This is a genomic window from Azospirillum mesophilum (assembly GCF_053470405.2).
The window spans coordinates 1-19,230 of record NZ_JBPXMQ020000071.1 but is presented as its reverse complement, the minus strand read 5'-3'; the positions used below and the strand labels follow the sequence as shown (position 1 = coordinate 19,230).

Sequence of the window (19,230 nt, the reverse complement as noted above, 5' to 3'; positions counted from 1 at the left end):
GGTACTGCGTCTTAAGACGTGGGAGAGTAGGTCGCCGCCAGGTCACCACGGCACACGCCAACATCCGCTGGACGACGCTTCAACACTTACACCCTTCGACACGCTCTCCGATCCGCACCCGTACACCCGCGGGGTGGAGCAGCCCGGTAGCTCGTCAGGCTCATAACCTGAAGGTCGCAGGTTCAAATCCTGCCCCCGCAACCACTTTGACCAACCCGCCGCCTCGTCCCACGAGGCGGCGTTTTCGTGTCCGCTCTGTGCCGCGCGCACCATGGCCGCAATGTCGCCGATCAGTTCAATCTCAAAGCCGCGGTCGGCTGGATGTAGCTGGCGTCGAGCCCTCCGTGGGGAGGGTCGGCGATTCCTATGACAACGCCTTGGCCCAAACCATCAACGGCCTTTACAAGACCGAGGTGATCCGGCGCCGCGCGCCGTGGCGCACCCTGGAAGCCATCGAGTTCGCCACCCTGGAATGGGTGGACGGGTTCAACCACCGGCGCCGGCTCGAACCCATCGGAAACATTCCTCCCGCCGAGGCCGAGGCGCGCCACTATGCTCAAGCCGAGGACGTCGCCAGGGCGGCGTGACTCAACCAAACCGGACTCCGGAATTCCCGGCGCAGTTCACCTCCATGCATCAAGCTGGCCTTCGTGCGACAAGCCAGTCACGGCATCAAAAAGCCAATGATGTGGATGGCCATTCACATCCTGTTCACAAGCTGCAACATCTCTTGATTAGAGTACTCCATTAAATTTTATGGGATTGCCGCCTTAAGCAGGTCCTGGCCCGTCTTGCGTACAAGGCTGCTGGTCTCTGCGCAGGCCTCTTCCCCTTTGGAGAGATGAGATGGTCGTTCATCGTGGGACAAACGGCCGGCGCCATGGCACGCCCGGAAACGAGACGCGCAAATCCCCGATGACGGCCAGCAAAAGCACCTATTGGGCTTTGGCGCTGGAACCCCGATTCATGTTCGATGCCGCAGGCGTCGTTGCTGGTGCCGAGGTCGCGCAACCCAAGGACGCTCCTCCACCCCGGACGGCGACGGACGCAGCAGCGGCCACGGCCGACCATGCGGTCGTGGAGGCTCTCGCAAAGGTCGTGCCCGCCGCATCCGCTTCCGCGGAGCCGGCGCCTCAAGCGGTGCGGGGCGTGGATCCGGCCGCGAACGGCGGACGCAAGGAGGTGGCCTTCGTCGATTCCGGCATCGCGGACTACCAGTCGCTGGTGGCCGGAGTGAAAGCCGGCGTCGAGGTGGTCGTGCTCGACGCGTCGAAGGACGGCCTGTCGCAGATGGTGCAATGGGCCGCGCAGCATTCCGGCTACGATGCCATCCATGTGCTGAGCCACGGCTCCGAAGGGCAGATCCGCATCGGCTCGCTGAGGCTCGATCAGGCGACGGCGACGGAGCGGTCGAGCGATCTGGCGGCCCTCGGTTCGGCGTTGACCACGGACGGCGACCTGCTGCTCTACGGCTGCGAGGTGGCCGGCGGCACGGGGAAGGCGTTCCTGTCGACCCTCGCGGCGACGACCGGCGCCGACGTGGCCGCCTCGGCCGATGATACCGGCGGGACGGCGTTCGGCGGGAACTGGCGGCTGGAGGCCGTGGCCGGCACCGTCACCGCGACCGCGCCGGGCGACTTCGCCGCCTTTTCCGGCCGGCTCTCGGCGCCCATGACGCTCCTTGTCACTGTGGGCGACGACGACGGCGTGGACGTCGGCGACACCGACGGCATCGCCGACCTCACCTACGAAGACGCGCTGGCTGACGGCGGCGGGCTCAGCTTGCGCGAGGCGATGTACTTCGCCCCCAACGGCGCCACCATCAAGTTCGACGCTATCGGCGGTTCCAACGCCTACACGATCACCATCGCGTCGGACCTGTCGGTTCCCAACGGCGTCGTGCTGGACGGCGACATCGGCGCCGGCACCAACGATTCGGTGACCGTCACCGCCGCCAACGGGGCAAGGATCAACCTCCCCGGCGGGCTGACGGTCACCAGCGGCACCGGCGACAGCTTCACCATCGGGGCCACCCTGGCCGGTGCCGGCGGGTTCACCAAGACCGGCGCGGGCACCGTCGCCGTCACCGCCGCCGGCAACGCCACCGACCTGTCGGGTCCCGTCAGCGTCTCGGCGGGCACGCTGAGCGTTTCCGGCGGCGACCGGCTCGGCACCGGGACCGTGACGCTCGGCGGCGGCACGCTGCTGTTCTCCGCCGACGGCACCATGGCCAACGCCGTCACCGTCTCGGCGGACAGCACCGTGGACACCGGCGGCCATGCGGTGACCATGTCCGGCCTGTTCAGCGGCACCGGCGCGCTGACCAAGGCCGGCGCCGGCACGCTGACCCTGTCCAACGCCGGCAACGAGGCCGCCATGTCCGGCGGCATGACGGTCACGGCCGGCACGCTCGCCATCGCCGACGACAATCACCTGTCGTCGGGTGCGCTGACCCTGAACGGCGGCACGCTGGCGGTGACGGCGGCCATCACCGTGGACAACGCCGTCGTGCTGGGCGCTGGCAACGGCACGGTCGACGACGCCGGCGCGGTGACGCTGTCGGGTGCGATCTCCGGTTCCGGCCGCCTGACCAAGACCGGCGCCGGCACCCTGAGCCTGATGGCCGGCAACAGCCACTCCGGCGGGACCGCCATCACGGCGGGAACCCTGCGGATCGACAACGCCAACCGGCTGGGAAGCGGGACCGTGACGTTGGACGGCGGCACGCTGGCCACGAGCGGCGTCAGCACGCTCACCAACAACTTCGTGCTGGGCGCCGGCAACGGCACCATCAGCAATTCCTTTCTTGCCCTGACGCTGACGGGCACGATTTCCGGCAGCGGTAGCCTGACCAAGGCCGGCTCTTCTTCGGTGGTCCTGGCGGGCACCAACACCTACACCGGCAGCACCACGGTGTCGGTCGGCGCGCTGACGTTGTCGGGCGGTTCGGCGATCGGGGATTCCAACGCGGTCACGGTTGCCAGCGGAGCGTCCCTCTGGCTGTCCGCCAACGAAACCATCGGTTCGCTGTCCGGGGCGGGCGGGGTCACGTTGCAAGGCTACACGCTGACGGTGGGCGGGGACAACAGCTCCACCACCGTCTCCGGCACCATCTCGGGCACCGGCGGCAGCCTGGTCAAGACCGGCACCGGCACGCTGACCCTGTCGGGGAGCAACAGCTACACCGGCACCACGTCGGTCACCGGCGGCAAGCTGAGCATCGCCGCGGCCGGCAACGTCGGCACCGGGGCGTTGACGCTGGACGGCGGCACGCTGGGCGTCACCGGCGCCAGCACCATCACCAACGCCATCACCCTCGGCGGCGGCGGAACGGTGGAGACCGGCGCCGCGGTGACGCTGATGGGGACCATCTCGGGCGCCGGCGGTCTGGTGAAGACCGGCACCGGCACGCTGACCCTGGCCGGGACCGGCGCCTACACCGGCGCCACGTCCGTCACCGGCGGCGCCCTGAGCATCGCCGCCGCGAGCCGGATCGGCGCCGCGGCGCTGACGCTGGACGGCGGAACGCTGATCGCCGCCGGCAGCTTCATCACCCTGACCAACGCCATCACTCTGGGCGGCGGTGGCGGCACCATCGACACCGGCAGCTACAGCATGACGACCACGGGCGCGATGTCCGGACCCGGCGACCTGATCAAAGCGGGAAGCGGCACGCTGACGCTGAGCGGCACCAACAGCGCGACCGGTGGCACCAAAATCACGGCCGGCACGCTGAGCATCGACTCTCCCAGCAGGGTCAGCGCGGGCACGATTTCGCTCCAGTACTCCTCGACGTCGTTGGGGCTGACGCTCAGTGGCGCCTTCACGCTGCCCAACGCCATCTCGGCGACCGGCACCACGACCTACAGCAACATCACCATCACCAACTACAGCGCGGTCACGCTGTCCGGCTCCATTTCCGGCCTTGGCTTCACCAAGGCGGGCAGCGGCCTCATGACGCTGACGGGCAGCAACAGCGTCGGCTACATCGTCGTGTCGGGCGGGCCGCTGAGCGTCGGAGCGAGCGGGAGCCTGAGCGCGGGCCTGAACCTCGTCGGCACCACGCTGTACGTCACAGGTTCCCTAACGGAGCCCTACGTGATCACCCTGAGCGGCTCCAACGCCACCATCGACGTTGCCAGTGGTGCCACGTTTACGCTGGGGGCATCCATCGGCGGCTCGTTCACCTACGGCCTGACCAAAACCGGGGCGGGCACGCTGGCGTTGAAGACCGGGGGCAACACCTTCACCACCACCACCATCTCGGCCGGCACGGTGGTCGCGGAAAGCGGCGCCTTTTACGGGTCTATCACCAACAACGGCGCCCTGGTGTTCAACCAGACCACGGACGCGACCCTCAGCTACGGGATAACCGGATCGGGCTCCGTGACGAAGACCGGGGTGGGCACGCTGACCCTGTCGGGCACCAACAGCTGGACCGGCGGGACCACCATCACCGGGGGAGCGCTGGCGCTCCCTGCCGCCAGTTCGATCGGCAGCGGGAGCATCACGCTGGACGGCGGCAAGCTGACCTTCAACAACTCCTTCACCCTCGGTCAGGCCATCACGCTGGGCAGCGGCGGCGGCACCATCAGCACGAGTTCGAGCAGCTACACGGGCGGGCTGTCCGGCGTCATCTCCGGCTCCGGCTCCCTGACGGTGAACGCGTCGGGAACCGTGGTTCTGTCCGGGAACAACACCTACACCGGCACCACGACCGTCGCTGCGGGGACGCTCCAGTTCGACAGCCCCGGCCGGATCAGCGCCGCGCAACTGATCTTGTCCGGCACCAGCTACCTCGGCCTGACGGGCACGATGACGCTGTCCAACGCCATCGCGGTGACCGGCTCAGCCACAATCGCCCACACCAACCCTATCACCCTGACGGGCGCGATCACCGGCAGCGGCTACCTGACCAAGCAGGGCTCCGGCACGCTGACCGTCGACGCGGGGAACATCCTGATCGGCGGCTCGCTGGCGATCACCGGCGGCACGCTGGCCATCAACTCCACGGGCGTCGACACGCTGTCGAACACGATCACCGGCACCGGCGCCCTGACCAAGCTCGGGGCGGGCCAACTGACCCTGACCGGCAACAACACCAACAGCGGCACCATCACCATTTCGGCCGGCACGCTGGTCGGCAACGCGGGCAACCTGAAGGGCTCCATCGTCAACAACGGCGCCCTGGTGTTCAACCAGAACGCGAACGCCAGCTTCGCCCCCGTCATCTCCGGCACCGGTTCCGTGACCAAGGCCGGCACCGCCACGCTGACGCTGTCCGGCGCCAACACCTACACCGGCGGCACCACGATCACCGACGGCACGCTGTCCGTCGCCTCCGGCAGCCTGCCGGGCGACGTCGTCAACAACGCCATCCTGCAGTTCAACCTGTCCATGGCCGCCGCCTATGCGGGGGTGATCTCGGGAACGGGATCGGTGGAGAATGTCGGCAGCAGCACGCTGACGCTGTCGGGCGCCAATACCTACACCGGCACGACCACGATCACGGCCGGCGCAATCAGCATCTCCGCCGGGAGCGCGATTCCTGGCAACGTCACGCTGAATGGCGGCGGGCTCAGCGTCACGGCGAGCGTCACGCTCGGCAATGCCATCACGCTGGGCGCCAGCAGCGGCACGATCACGGTCTCCAGCGGCCGGACCGTGACGCTCTCCAGCCCGATCTCCGGCACCGGCAACCTGACCGTGAACGGGGGCGGCACGGTGGTCCTGGCGTCCGCCAACACCTACACCGGCACGACCACCGTGTCGGGGACGAACTCCACGCTCAGCATCGACGCCGCCGACAAGATCAGCACCGGGACCATCACGCTGTCCGGCGGCACGTTGAAATTGACGGCCGCCCTCACGCTGACGAACGCCATCGCCCTGTCCGCGGGGACTGACACCATCGACAGCGTCGGTGCCGTTACCCTGTCGGGCGTGATCTCCGGCACCGGCACCTTGGTCAAAAGCAACGTCGGCGCGATGACCCTGACGGGGGCGAACACCTATTCCGGCGGAACCACCATCTCGGCCGGCACGGTCTCCATCGGCGCGGCGAACAACCTCGGCAGCGGCACGCTCACGCTCTCCGGCGGCACGCTCGACATCAGCGGCACCGTCACCCTGAGCAAGGCCCTCACCGTGAGCGCCGCCAGCACCATCGCCAACTCCGGCGCCGTCACCCTGTCGGGCGCGATCTCCGGCGCCGGCGTCCTGACCAAGGCCGGGACCGGCACCCTCACGCTGACCGGCAACAGCACCGCCACCGGCGGCATCACCGTGTCCGCCGGCACGCTGACCGGCACCACGAGCAGCCTGAAGGGCAACATCGTCAACAACGCCGCGGTGGTGTTCAGCCAGAGCGCTTCCGGCATCTATGCCGGCGCGATGTCCGGGACCGGGTCGGTGACCGTATCGGCCCTGAGTGCGAGTTCGGTAACCTTCAACGGGGCCAACAGCTACACCGGCGGCACGACGGTCACCGCCGGCACGCTGGTCATCTCCGCGGCGGGCGCGCTGCCCGGCAGCGTCACCCTGTCAGGCGGCAACCTTCAGTTCAACGTAAGCGGCACCTACGGCAACGCCATCACGCTGTCCAGCAGCGCGTCGGTCGGCGTCGGGAGCGTCACGGCCACGCTGACCGGCGTCATCGCCGGCACTGGCAACCTGACGGTGTACGGAAGCGGCACGTTGGTGCTTGCCGGCGCCAACACCTACACCGGCACCACCACCCTGTCGTCGGGGACGCTCAGCGTTGGCACCGCCACCGCCATCGGCACCGCCGGGCTGACGCTGTCCGGCGGCACCCTGTCGGCCACCGCGTCCTTCACCCTGGGCAACGCCGTCACCCTGACCTCCAGCACAACCTCCACGCTCTCCGTCGCGGGCGGCGCGACGCTGACGCTGAGCGGGGCCATGAGCGGCGGCGGCAGCATTGTCAAAGCGGGCGCCGGCACGCTGACCATCTCGGGGACGAACAGCTCGACCGGCACGACGACCGTCTCGGCCGGCACGTTCAGCATCGCGGCGAGCGACACCGGCACCGGAAGCCTGACGCTCGCCTCCGCCGCGACGCTCGACCTGACCGGCACCGGCACGCTGACCCGGGTGATCACGCTCAGCGGCGGAACCGCCACCATCAGCACAACCGGCGCCGTCATCATTGACGACCCGATTTCAGGAAGCGGCGCCCTGGTGAAGGCCGGGGCGGGCACGCTGACCCTGACGGGCACCGGCAACAGCTATTCCGGCGGCACCACGGTCACCGCCGGGACGCTGAGCATCTCCACGACGCTCCAACTCGGCAACGGCGCGCTCACGCTGAACGGCGGCACGCTGGACGTCACCGGAACCCCGACCACGATCTCCAAGAGCATCACACTGACCGCCGACAGCACGGTCAACAGCGACGGCTGGGCCGTCCTGTCGGGCGTGATCTCCGGCGCCTACAGCCTGACGAAGACCGGCACCGGCAATCTGACGTTGACGGGGGCCAACACCTACAGCGGCGACACCATCGTCGCCGCCGGCATGCTGTACGGCACCACCAGCAACCTGAAGGGCAACATCACCACCAACGGCATGGTGGTGCTCAACCAGACATTCGACGGCACCTATTCCGGCGTGATCTCCGGAACGGGCGGGCTGCGCATAGGGGGCAGCGGCAACGTCACGCTGACCGGCGCCAACAGCTACACCGGCGGCACCGAAATCCAGAACGGTACGCTGACCGTGTCGGCCGGCAACTTGCAGGGGGCCATCGACGTCGGCACGGCGCTGGTGTTCAGCCAATCCACCGACGCAACCTATTCCGGCGCCATCACCGGGACGGGAACGGTGACCAAGACCGGTGCGGGAACCCTCACTCTGACGGGTGCCAACAGCTACGGCGGCGGCACCACGCTGTCCGCCGGAACGCTGGCCGTCACGACGGCGAACAGCGTCGGCAGCGGCACCGTCACCCTCACCGGCGGCAGCACGCTGACGGCCACGGCCGACGTCGTGCTGAGCAACGCCATCGTGCTGGGCGCCGGCACCGGCACCATCGGCGGCACCGGCGCCATCACCCTGTCGGGCGTCGTCTCCGGCACCGGTGCCCTGACCAAGAGCGGCGCCGGCACGCTGACCCTGTCCGGCACGAACACCTATTCCGGCGGCACCACCCTTTCCGCGGGAACGCTGAGCGTCACGGCAGCCGGTGCCCTGGGCACCGGCGCGCTCACGCTGACCAGCGGCGCGCTGGACATCGCCGACGGCGTCACCCTGGCCACCGCCATCGCGCTTGGCAACGGCGCCATCGGCACGGCCGGTTCGGCAACCTTGTCGGGCGTGCTTTCGGCCTCCGGCGACCTGACCAAGACCGGCACCGGCCGGCTGACGCTGACCGGCACCCAGACCTACACCGGCACCACGACGATCTCGGCCGGCACGCTCGCCATCGCCGCAGCGTCCAACATCGGCAGCAACGCCGTCACCATCAACGGCGGCACGCTGGACGTCACCGGCGCCATTACGCTCGCCAACATCATCAGCATCGACACGGGCAACGGCACGATCAACAACGCCGGCGCCGTAACGGTGACGGGTTCGGTCTCGGGCAGCAACGGCATGCTGACCAAGACCGGGGTCGGCACGCTGACGCTGGCTGGAAGCAACAGCTACCAAGCCGCCAAGATCCTGGCCGGCACGCTGAGCCTCGGCGGCAACACCAACGTCGGCAGCGGCACCTACACCATCGATGGCGGCACCCTGGAGTTCACCGGCGACTACGGCGGCAGCAACAGCTTCGTCATGGGGGCCGGCAACGGCACGATCAGCGTGGCCAGCGGCAAGACGGCCTCGATCAGCGGCACCGTCTCCGGGGCTGGCAGCCTGTCCAAGACCGGCGCCGGCACGCTGGCGCTGGCCGGCCTGTCCAACAGCTATGCGGGCGGCACGTCGGTCCTGGGCGGCACGCTGAGCGTCACCGGCATCGAACCCCTGGGCGCCGGTGCGGTGACGCTGGACAACGGCACGCTGGCTCTGGTCACCGGCGGCACGCTCGGTATGGCTGTTACGGTCGGCAGCAACGGCGGCACCATCAGCAGCGCCTCCTCGGTCACGGTCTCCGGCGTGCTGAGCGGCACGGGCACGCTGACCAAGGCCGGACTGGGTACGCTAACGCTGTCCAACACCGGCAACGAGGCCGGCATGTCCGGCGGCATCACCGTCACCGCCGGGACGCTGAGCATCGCCGACGATGACCACCTCTCCGGTGGGACGCTGACCCTCGATGGCGGCGTGCTGGCGGTCGGGGCCACCACCATCGACAACGCCATCGTCCTCGGCAGCGCCGGCGGCCAGATCGAGAACGCCAGTGCGGCGGCCCTGTCGGGCACGATCTCAGGCAGCGGCGCTCTGAAGAAGAGCGCTTCCGGCACGCTGACCCTTACAGGGAACAACAGCCACTCTGGTGGCACCACGCTGCTGCAAGGCACGCTGGCGGTCGGTTCCAACACCGCGCCGGGCGCCGGTGCCCTGACGATGAAGTCCGGCACGACGCTGGCGTTCGCCGGCGCCGCCACGCTCGGCAACGCCATCGTGCTGGATGGTGGCGGGACCATCGACACCGCTGGCAACGCGGCCACCCTGTCGGGCTCCATCAGCGGGACCACCGGCATCACCAAGGCCGGGACCGGCACGTTGACCCTGTCGGGGACCAACAGCTACACCGGCACGACCATCATTTCCGCGGGCACGCTGAGCATCGCCGGCGATTCCAACCTCGGCGCCGGCAGCATCGCCATCGACAGCCCGGCGGGCGGCGGGCTGGTCATCACCGGCGACACCACCATCGACAACGCGATCAACGTCAACGGGGCCAACGCCGGCATCACCGTCGCCAGCGGGGCGACGGCGACGCTGTCCGGCGCGTTCAGCGACGTCGGTGGCATGGTCAAGGCTGGGGCCGGCACGCTGATCCTGTCCACCAACGGCACCAGTTCCGCCGCCGCCACCGTGTCGGCGGGTACCCTGCTGGTGGCCGCCGGCAAGACGATCGCCTACGGCAGCATCACCGTGTCGTCCGGGGCGACGCTGGGTGGTAACGGCACCTACGGCGGCGCGGTCACCGTCGCCTCCGGCGCGACGCTGTCGCCCGGCGTGGCCGGCAGCAACAACGGCGTGGGCACGCTGACCCTCGGCAACGACCTCACGCTGAACGGAACGCTCGCGATCGACCTGGCCGGCAGCGGTGGCGTCCCCGGCACCGACCACGATCAGGTTGCCGTCACCGGCAGCGTCATGCTGTCCAGCAGCACGAGCGCCGTCACCCTGACCCGGGTCAACGGCTACGCGCCGTCCAGCCCCCGCACCTATGTCGTCATCGCCAACGACGGCGCCGACGCGATCGGCAACACCCTCAACGGCGTGGCCGAGGGCGGTCCGCTGTCCAGCGGCGCGAACCACTACACGGTCAGCTACGTCGGCGGCACCGGCAATGATCTCGCTGTCTCCGACGTGTCCACTCCCGCCATCACCACGGTCTCCGCCTCGTCCGCGAACGGCTCGTACAAGGCCGGCGACACCATCGCCGTCACCGTCACCTTCAGCCGGTCCGTGACCGTCACCGGCACGCCGACGCTGACCCTGGCCACCGGCAACGCTGCCAGCTACGCCAGCATCTCGGCGGACAACAAGACGCTGACCTTCTCCTACACGGTGCAGTCCGGCGACACCTCCAGCGACCTCGACTACGCCTCCACCGCGGCACTGGTTCTCAACGGCGGCACCATCAAGGACAGCGTGACGGGCACCGACGCGGTGCTCACCTTGGCCGCGCCGGGCACGGCCAATTCGCTGGGTGCCAACACGGCCATCGTCCTCGACACCATCGCCCCGACGGTCAGTTCGGTCAGCGTGCCCAGTGCGGGCGCCTACAAGCTGGGCGACGTGCTGAGTTTCACGGTCACCTTCTCCGAAGCGGTGTCGGGCCTGACCGGCAGCACGCTGGCCCTGGGCATCGACCAGAACGGCACCGGCACCGCCGCCCGGCAGGCCGCCCTGGCCTCCACCACCTCGACCACGGCCACCTACACCTACACCATCCAGGCGACCGACCTGGACGGCGATGGCATCGCGGTCAGCGGCCTCAGCGTCGGCACGGTGACCGACGCCGCGGGCAATGCCCTGGTCACCACGCTCAACGGCGTCGGCGCGACCAGCGCCGTCAAAGCCGACGGCGTTGCCCCGGTTGTGAGCGGCGTAACCCTGCCGACCAACAAGACCTACAAGGAAGGCGAGACGCTGGACTTCGTCGTCACCTTCGACGATGCCGCCCTGGCGCTCACCAACGCCGCGGCGTCCAAGCTTGACTTCACCATCGGCGGCGTGTCCAAGGCGGCGGGCTATTTCAGCCAGTCGGGCGGCGCGGTGACCTACCGCTACACTGTGCGGAGCGGCGACGACACCGCCAGCGGCATCTCGGTCACTGGCCTGGACCTGGGAACGGCGGCTTACAAGGACAGCGCCGGCAACGACGCCGCCGCCGCGCTGACCGGCAAGGTCGGCAGCACCACCGGCATCCTGGTCGACACCACCGCCCCGACGGTGGCGTCGGTGACGCTGCCGGGCAATGGCACCTACAAGCTGGGCGACGTGCTCAGCTTCACGGTCACCTTCTCCGAGGCGGTGTCGGGCCTGACCGGCAGCACCCTGGCGCTGGGCATCGACCAGAACGGCACCGGCACCGCCGCCCGGCAGGCCATCCTGGCCTCCAGCACCTCGACCACGGCCACCTACACCTACACCATCCAGGCGACCGACCTGGACGGCGATGGCATCGCGGTCAGCGGCCTCAGCGTCGGCACGGTGACCGACGCCGCGGGCAACGCCCTGGTCGCCACCCTCAACGGAGTCGGAGCGACCGGCGGCATCCGAGCCGACGGCGTCGCCCCGGCTGTGAGCGGCGTGACCCTGCCCACGGCCAAGACCTACAAGGCGGGCGAGACGCTGGATTTCGTCGTCACCTTCGACGACGCCGGCCTGGTCCTCACCAATGCCGCCACCTCCACGCTCGGCTTCACCATCGGCGGCAGCGCCCGCTCGGCCGGCTTCCTCAGCCAGAACGGCGGCGCGGTGACCTACCGCTACACGGTGGCCGCGGGTGACGACACCGCCAGCGGCATCGCCATCATCGGCCTGACGCCGGGCAGCGCCACCTACACGGACGCCGCCGGCAACAGCGCCGCCACGTCCCTGACCGGCAAGGTCGGCAATGCCAACGGCATCCTGATCGACACGACCGCGCCGACCCTCGATCCGGCAACCTCCAATCCGGCCGGCAGCGCCACAGGCGCGCTTCCCTCCGTTCGCCCGGTGCTGGTCTTCAGCGAGGCGGTGTGGACGGGCACGACGGGCGGCTTTACGATCACCAACGTCACCGACGGTGCGGTGATCGAGACCATCGCCTGCGATTCCGCCCGGATCACCGGCTGGGGCACCGACCGCCTGACCATCGCGCCTTCCACCCCGCTGCCGCGCGGCAAGACCATCGCGATCACCTGGGATGGCACGGCGGCCACCGACGCTGTCGGAAACCCGCTCGCCGCCAACGCCTCGGCCACGGCCTACGCCTTCACCACCGCGCCCAACCTGCCGCCGGACAACAGCATCCCGCCGGTGATCGGCGGAACGGCTTCCGTCGGTAACGTCCTGTCCGCCACCACCGGCATCTGGAGCGACGCCGACGGCGACCCGCTGAGCTACCGCTATCAGTGGTTCCGCGCCGATGATGCCAACGGCGACAACGAGACCGCCATCACGGACGCCACGACGTCCAGCTACACGCTGACCGTGGCGGACGCGCACAAGCACCTGCGCGTGGCGGTCAGCGTCGCCGACGGCTTTGGAGGCACCAGGACCGCTGTCTCCGCCCCCACGCTGGTGGCTGACACGGCGCCCGCCAACAGCGTGGAACCGAGCCTTTCCGGCTCCTTCGCCGTCGGCGGCACCTTGTCCGCGACCACCGGTGCCTGGACCGACGCCGACGGCGACACGCTGAGCTACCGCTATCAGTGGTTCCGCGCCGACGACGCCAATGGCGCCAACGGCACGGTCATCGCCGGCGCAACCACGGCCGGCTACACGCTCGGCGAGTCGGACAGCACCAAATATGTCCGGGTGGTGGTTACCGCCGCCGATGGACAGGGCGGCGCGCAGACCGCCGCCTCGGCCTGGCGGTTCGTTGCCGACACGGCGCCGGTGATCGGCGGGGTGACGGGCGGGGTCCAGGCGGTCGAGGACAGCGCCACGCTCGCGCCCTTTGCCGGCGTGACCATCCAGGACGCCGAAACGGCGCAGCTCCAAACCGTCTCGGTCACGCTGGACAGCGCGGCCAAGGGCTCGCTGACCGGCAGCCGGGGCCGCTACGACGCCGCGACCGGCCTGTGGACCTTCACCGGCACCGCGGCCGAGGCGCAGGAGGCGGTTCGCGCGCTGGTCTTCGCGCCGGCCGCCAACCGGGTGGCGCCGGGCGGAACCGAAACCACGATCTTCACGCTGTCGGTCAGCGACGGCATCGCCCCGGCGGTCGTCGACGGCCGGACCACGGTCACCGTGACCTCCGTCAACGACAGCCCCGTCGTCGGCGGCACGGTGGCCGGGCAGGCGATCATGTACGGCCGGACCACCCAGCCCTTCGCCACGGTGACGGTGGCCGACCCCGACCGGCAAACCGCGCGCGTGCAGGTGATCATCGCCGACGGGGTGAACAAGGGCGACTTCACCGCCGCCTCGACCACCGGCTGGACGCGCACCCTCGTCGGAACCGACATCCTGTACGAGAAGGCGTACGACACCGCCGTCCAGCCCATCGGGGCAGTTGAGCAGGCGGAGCTGCGCGGCCTCGTTTTCGCCCCGCGCAGCGCCGCCGATCCGGCCCTGGGCTCGTCCGGGACTACGGCCTTCCGGATCCGGCTGTACGACGACGGCCGGTGGACCGACACGCCGGCCGGCGCCGTCACGGTGACCGAGGCGCCGGCCAACAGCCAAACCAATGGCGGCGGAGTCGTGGGCGGCGATGCGCCGACGAACCTGACCACGCCGACGCTGCGGGTCAGCCTGCTGGGCAGCAACGCGGTCGTGGGCGACCGGGTGGAACTGCTGCTCGGCGGCGCCACGCTGGGCCACCCGACGGTGCGGACGCTGGACGCGGCCGACGTCGCCAACGGTTATGTCGAGCTGACGGTGGCCGACGGCGACCTGGGCGGCGACGGCTCCAAGACCCTGACCGCAAGGCTGAGCAACGCGGGCGGCGTGGTCGGGCTGCTGGGCGGCCCGCTGACCTTCACGCTCGACACCACGGCGCCGGTCCCGCCCTCCGGCTCCATCGGGCTGGACGCCGCAGCCGGCGGCACGGTGACCAAGGTGACGACCCCGACGCTGCGGGTGCCGCTGGCCGGCACCGGGGCGGTGGCGGGCGACGCGGTGGAAGTGCTGCTGGACGGGGCGCCGCTCGGCCACGCCACCCGCGCCACCCTGACGGCGGCGGACATCGCCAACGGCAGCGTCGACCTGACGGTCGCCGCCGGCGACCTGGGCGGCGACGGCATGAAAACCCTCACCGTGCGGCTGACCGACAAGGCCGGCAACACCGGCACGACCGGCGGCGCTCTGACCATCACGCTCGACACCACGGCGCCGGCGGCTCCGGCCGGCCTAGCGGTGAGCGCGGCGGACGGCACCGCACCGGGCAGCGGACTGACCAACCAGACGCGCCCGACCATCACCGGCGTGGCGGAGGCCAACGGCACGGTGACCGTCACCATCGACGGCGCCGATGCCGGCACCGCGACGGTCGACGCCACGGGGGCGTGGAGCTTCACGCCGGCCGCCGCGCTCGGCAACGGAGCGCACAGCGTGACGGTGCGGGCGACCGATGCGGCCGGCAACACCGGCGCAGCGTCCGCCGCCACCACGGTGACCGTCGACGCCGCCGTGCCCGTCGTGACGGCGGTCGGCGTGCCCGGCAACGGCACCTACAAGCAGGGCGACGTGCTGAGCTTCACGGTCACCTTCTCGGAAGCCGTGGAGCGGCTGGCCGGCAGCACGCTGACCCTGGCGGTGGGGCAGGCCGGCGGCGGCACGCTGACCCGGCAGGCCGCGCTGCTGTCCAGCACCGCGACAACCGCCACCTACGCCTACACGGTCGCCGCCGGCGATCTGAGCGGCGGCATCGTGGTGAGCGGGCTGAACGCTCCCGGCGCGAGGGACGCGGCCGGAAACGCCCTGGCCGCGGCGCTGAGCGGCGTCGGCTCCACGGCGGGGGTGACGCTGGACGGCGTGGCCCCGGCGGTGACGGGCGTGACCGCCCTGGGCAACGGGGGTGCCTGCAAGGCCGGCGACACGATCACCGTGCAGGTCGCCTTCTCCAAGCCGGTGACGGTGACCGGCACCCCGACGCTGCCGCTCAACACCGGGCGCGCGGCGGTCTACAGCGGCGGTTCGGGGAGCAACGCGCTGACCTTCACCTACACGGTGGCCGCCGGCGACACGGTGGCCGGCCTGGACATCGCGGGGCAGGGGAGGCTGACCGGCGGCACCATCCGCGACGCGGCGGGCAACGACGTGGTGCCGGCCCTTCCGGCGCCGGGCGGCCCCGGTTCCCTGGGCGCGGGCGCAGGCAGCATCGTGGTCGACAGCACGGCCCCGACGGTGGCCGGCGTCACCATGCCCGCCGACCGCACCTACCGGCCGGGCGAGACGCTCAGCTTCGTCGTGCAGCTCAGCGAGCCGGTGACGGTGAGCGGCGGAAGCCCGACGCTGGGGCTGTCGGTCGGCGGTACGGCGCGCGCGGCGGCGTTCAACGCGGCCGGCAGCACCGGCACGTCGTTGCGCTTCGACTATGTGGTGCCGGTGGGCGACAACGCGCTCGGCGGGCTTGTGGTTACGGGGCTGTCGCTGAACGGAGCGGCCCTGACCGACGCCGCCCGCAACGCGCTGACGCCGACCCTCGCCAAGGTGGGCGACGCCAGTGGCGTGCGGGTGGAGACGCCGGTGCCGGCGAAGCCCTCGGCGACCGGCCTGACCGGCGGCGGCCTGTCGACCGACGGCGGCCCCACCAACGTGGCGCAGCCGACGATCAACGGCAGCGCCGAGGCCGGCAGCACCATGACCGTGCTGGTGGATGGCAAGGCGGTCGGCACCACGCAGGCCGATGCCTCGGGCCGTTGGAGCTACCGCTTCGCCACGCCGCTGAGCGACGGCACGCACGGCATCGCGGTGACCGCGACCAACCGCTACGGCGTCGTCGGCGAGGCCTCAGGCGTCCTGTCGGTGACGGTCGACACCACGAGGCCGGGCGCGCCCGTCCTGACGGCGCCGGCGAATTCGGTGGCCGGGGGCACGGGGACAGAGCGCCTCTCCGCCAACCCCAAGCCGACCGTCTCCGGGACTGCCGAGGCCGGCAGCACGGTGGCGATCCTGGTGGACGGCGTGGTGGCGGGCCGTGTCGTGGCTGACGGTTCCGGCGCCTGGACCTACAGCTTCGGCGCGGGCTTGAGCGACGGCACGCACGCCGTGCAGGTGCAGGCGACCGACCGCGCCGGCAACGTCAGCGCGCCGTCGGCAGCCACAACCCTGACCATCGACACCACGGCCCCGTCGGCGCCGGTGCTGGAGGTGACGAGCGGCACCGGCAGCGCCCCGGTGGTGCGCGGCACGGCGGAGCCGAACGCCAAGGTGACGGTGCTGGTGAACGGCCGCGAAGCGGGCACGGTGCAGGCGGATGCCGCCGGCTCCTGGCAGCTGCCGCTGTCGTCCGACCTCGGGATCGGCAACCACACGATCACGGCACGCGCGACCGACGCGGTGGGCAACCAGGGCGTTGCCGGCTCCGCCAGCTACACGGTGGCTCCGCCGCCCCCGCCGCCGACCGTGGCGGTGCCCGTGGCCGGCGCAAGCGCCAACACGACGACCGCGGTGTCGGCCAACAGCGGACGGGCGCCGGGATTGGGGAGCGGTGCCGGTCCCACACTGCCGGATGGGCCGACGCTGGGCACGGCGCCGTCGCTGCCGGGCGGCCAGACGAGCAGCGACATCGGCCGCGTCATCACCAGCGCCGCGATCAGCGGTGGGGGCGGCGGGGGGGCGCAGGCCAGTTCCGACGCCGGGCGCGCCATCACCATCGCCACTCTTGGCAATTCGACCAGCAGCGACGTCGGGCGGGCCATCACCTTCACCGCCATCGGCGGTTCGTCGCCGACCGGCACCGGCGGCACGGCCGGCACCGGGAGCGTGATGGGCGGCGGCATGGCCGGCAGCGGTTCCGGTGTGGGCAACATCGTGTCCGGCGGCAGCGGCGTTGGCGGCGGCCTTGGTGGGGGCGGCCTTGGCAGCGGTGGCCTTGGTGGGGGGCTGGGCGGCCCCTCGGCCCTCGGCGTCGGCACGGCCCTGGGCGGAAGCCCGGCCGCGAACACCGCCGGCGCTGGCGGGACGGCGACGAGCACGGGGGCTGGTGTGCCCGGCGCGTTCGGCGCGGGCGCGCAGGGCGGCGCTGGAAATCCCGGCCCCAACTCGATGCCCGGCTCGGCGCAGGGTGAGCGCGACGGTGCGGTCCGCGGTGGACCGCGCGGCACCATCGAAGCCGCGCCCGGCAACCGGAGCGGCCAGCCGAACGGGCAACCGGGCGGCCAGCAGGCTGCTCCGCGAACCGCGCCTCAGGGCCAGCCGGTCGGTGACGGCCAGTCCGGGGACCAACCCGGCGAGCCGGGCAGCGCCCCGTCGGGGGCGGAGGGCAAGGCTCAGCCCGTCGGGCCGCGCGCCGACGCGCCACCCCCGGCCGGCCGGCCGGCCTTCACCCGCCAGGTCGCCCAGGCGCACGGCGCCACCGACGCCCGCGCCGCCGCACTGCTGGCCGCTCTGACCCGCCACACCCCACCGGGAAGCCGGGCGGCCTGACGCCGCCCGGTCCCGCCGGCCCTTCTTCCACCCGCCTTCACGCCTTTGCTGGATTGCTGACGAGAATGACCTGCCTTCCCCACGCCTTCCGGTCGCGGTCCCTGCTGGGCTGCGCGTCCGTCGCCTTGCTTGCCGCTTCCCTGGTCGCCAGCGGCTGTTCGCTCCGTCCGCAACCCCTGACCACCGAGGAGACGCTGGAGCGGGTGCGCGCCGACATGGCGGTGGTGATGTCGCCCCAGGAACCGCTCGCCGGCCCGGTCTCCATGCACGAGGCGATGGCCCGCGCCATCAAGTACAACCTCGACGAACGCGTGAAGCTGATGGAGATGGCCGTCGCCAACCAGCAGCTCGACCTTTCGCGCTTCGACATGCTGCCGCGTCTGGTCGCCGGCGCCGGCTACAGCGGGCGCAACAACGAAGCCGGCTCGGAAAGCCTCAACCTCGCCACCGGCCGGCGCACGGGGGAAAGCACCACCGCCACCGACCGCAACCGCCGCACCGCCGACCTCGGCTTCACCTGGAACATCCTCGACTTCGGCGTCAGCTATCTGCGCGCCCGCCAGAACGCCAACCTCGTGCTGGTCGCCGACGAGCGCCGCCGCCGCGTCGTCCAGGGCATCCTGCAGGACGTCCGCACCGCCTACTGGCGCGCCGTGGCCGCCGAGCGCCTGCTGCGCCGCATCGAGCCGCTGGAGAAGCGCATCGAGGCGGCGCGCAAGAACGCCGGCGCCCTGGAGGCGCAGCGCGTGCAGGCGCCGTTGCAAACGCTGAACTACCAGCGCGCGCTGGTCGACACGCTGCGCCAGCTGCAGACGCTGCGGCGCGAGCTGGTGGCGGCGAAGGCGCAGCTGGGCGCGCTGATGGGCCTGCCGCCGGGCGAGAGCTTCACGCTGGCGATCCCGGCCGAGGCGACGACGAAGGACGCGCCGGCGATCCGCACCTCGGTGGAGGCGCTGGAGGCCTACGCGCTGCTGAACCGGCCGGAGCTGGTCGAGGAGACCTACAACGCGCGCATCACCGCCGACGAGACCAAGCGGGCGCTGCTGAAGCTGCTGCCGGGCATCGACCTGAACGCCGGGCTGCACTACGACAGCAACAGCTTCCTGCTGAACCAGCGCTGGGCCGACTACGGGGCGCGGGTGTCGTGGAACATCCTGAACCTGGCCTCGGCGTGGGACACCAACGCCTATTCCAAGGCGCAGGAGGAGCTGGTGGCGTTCCGCCGGCAGGCGCTGAGCGTGGCGGTGCTGAGCCAGGTGCGGGTGGCGATGGTGCAGTACCGCGAGCTGG

3 protein-coding genes and 1 tRNA gene are annotated in these 19,230 nt (G+C 71.0%); all 4 read left to right on the top strand.

The annotated features are described in order from the left end of the window. Positions 1 to 127: 127 nt before the first annotated feature. A tRNA-Met gene (locus ACSVC7_RS31415) sits at positions 128 to 204 on the top strand. A gap of 53 nt (positions 205 to 257) precedes the next feature. Beyond that, entirely contained in the window at positions 258 to 587 is a 330-nt protein-coding gene (locus tag ACSVC7_RS31410) for an integrase core domain-containing protein (protein ID WP_483509078.1), read from the top strand. A gap of 379 nt (positions 588 to 966) precedes the next feature. After that, positions 967 to 17,940: an autotransporter-associated beta strand repeat-containing protein gene (locus ACSVC7_RS31405; protein ID WP_483509076.1), complete on the top strand. Its 16,974-nt coding sequence runs from the start codon at positions 967 to 969 to the stop codon at positions 17,938 to 17,940. Between the two features lie 65 nt (positions 17,941 to 18,005). Further along, positions 18,006 to 19,230, top strand: a 1,225-nt coding sequence (locus tag ACSVC7_RS31400) for a TolC family protein (RefSeq protein ID WP_483509074.1), incomplete at its 3' end; no start/stop codon positions are given.

Coding starts and splice junctions, on each gene's coding strand:
- ACSVC7_RS31405 (WP_483509076.1), top strand. CDS start 967: ATGTTCGATGCCGCAGGCGTCGTTGCTGGTGCCGAGGTCGCGCAACCC.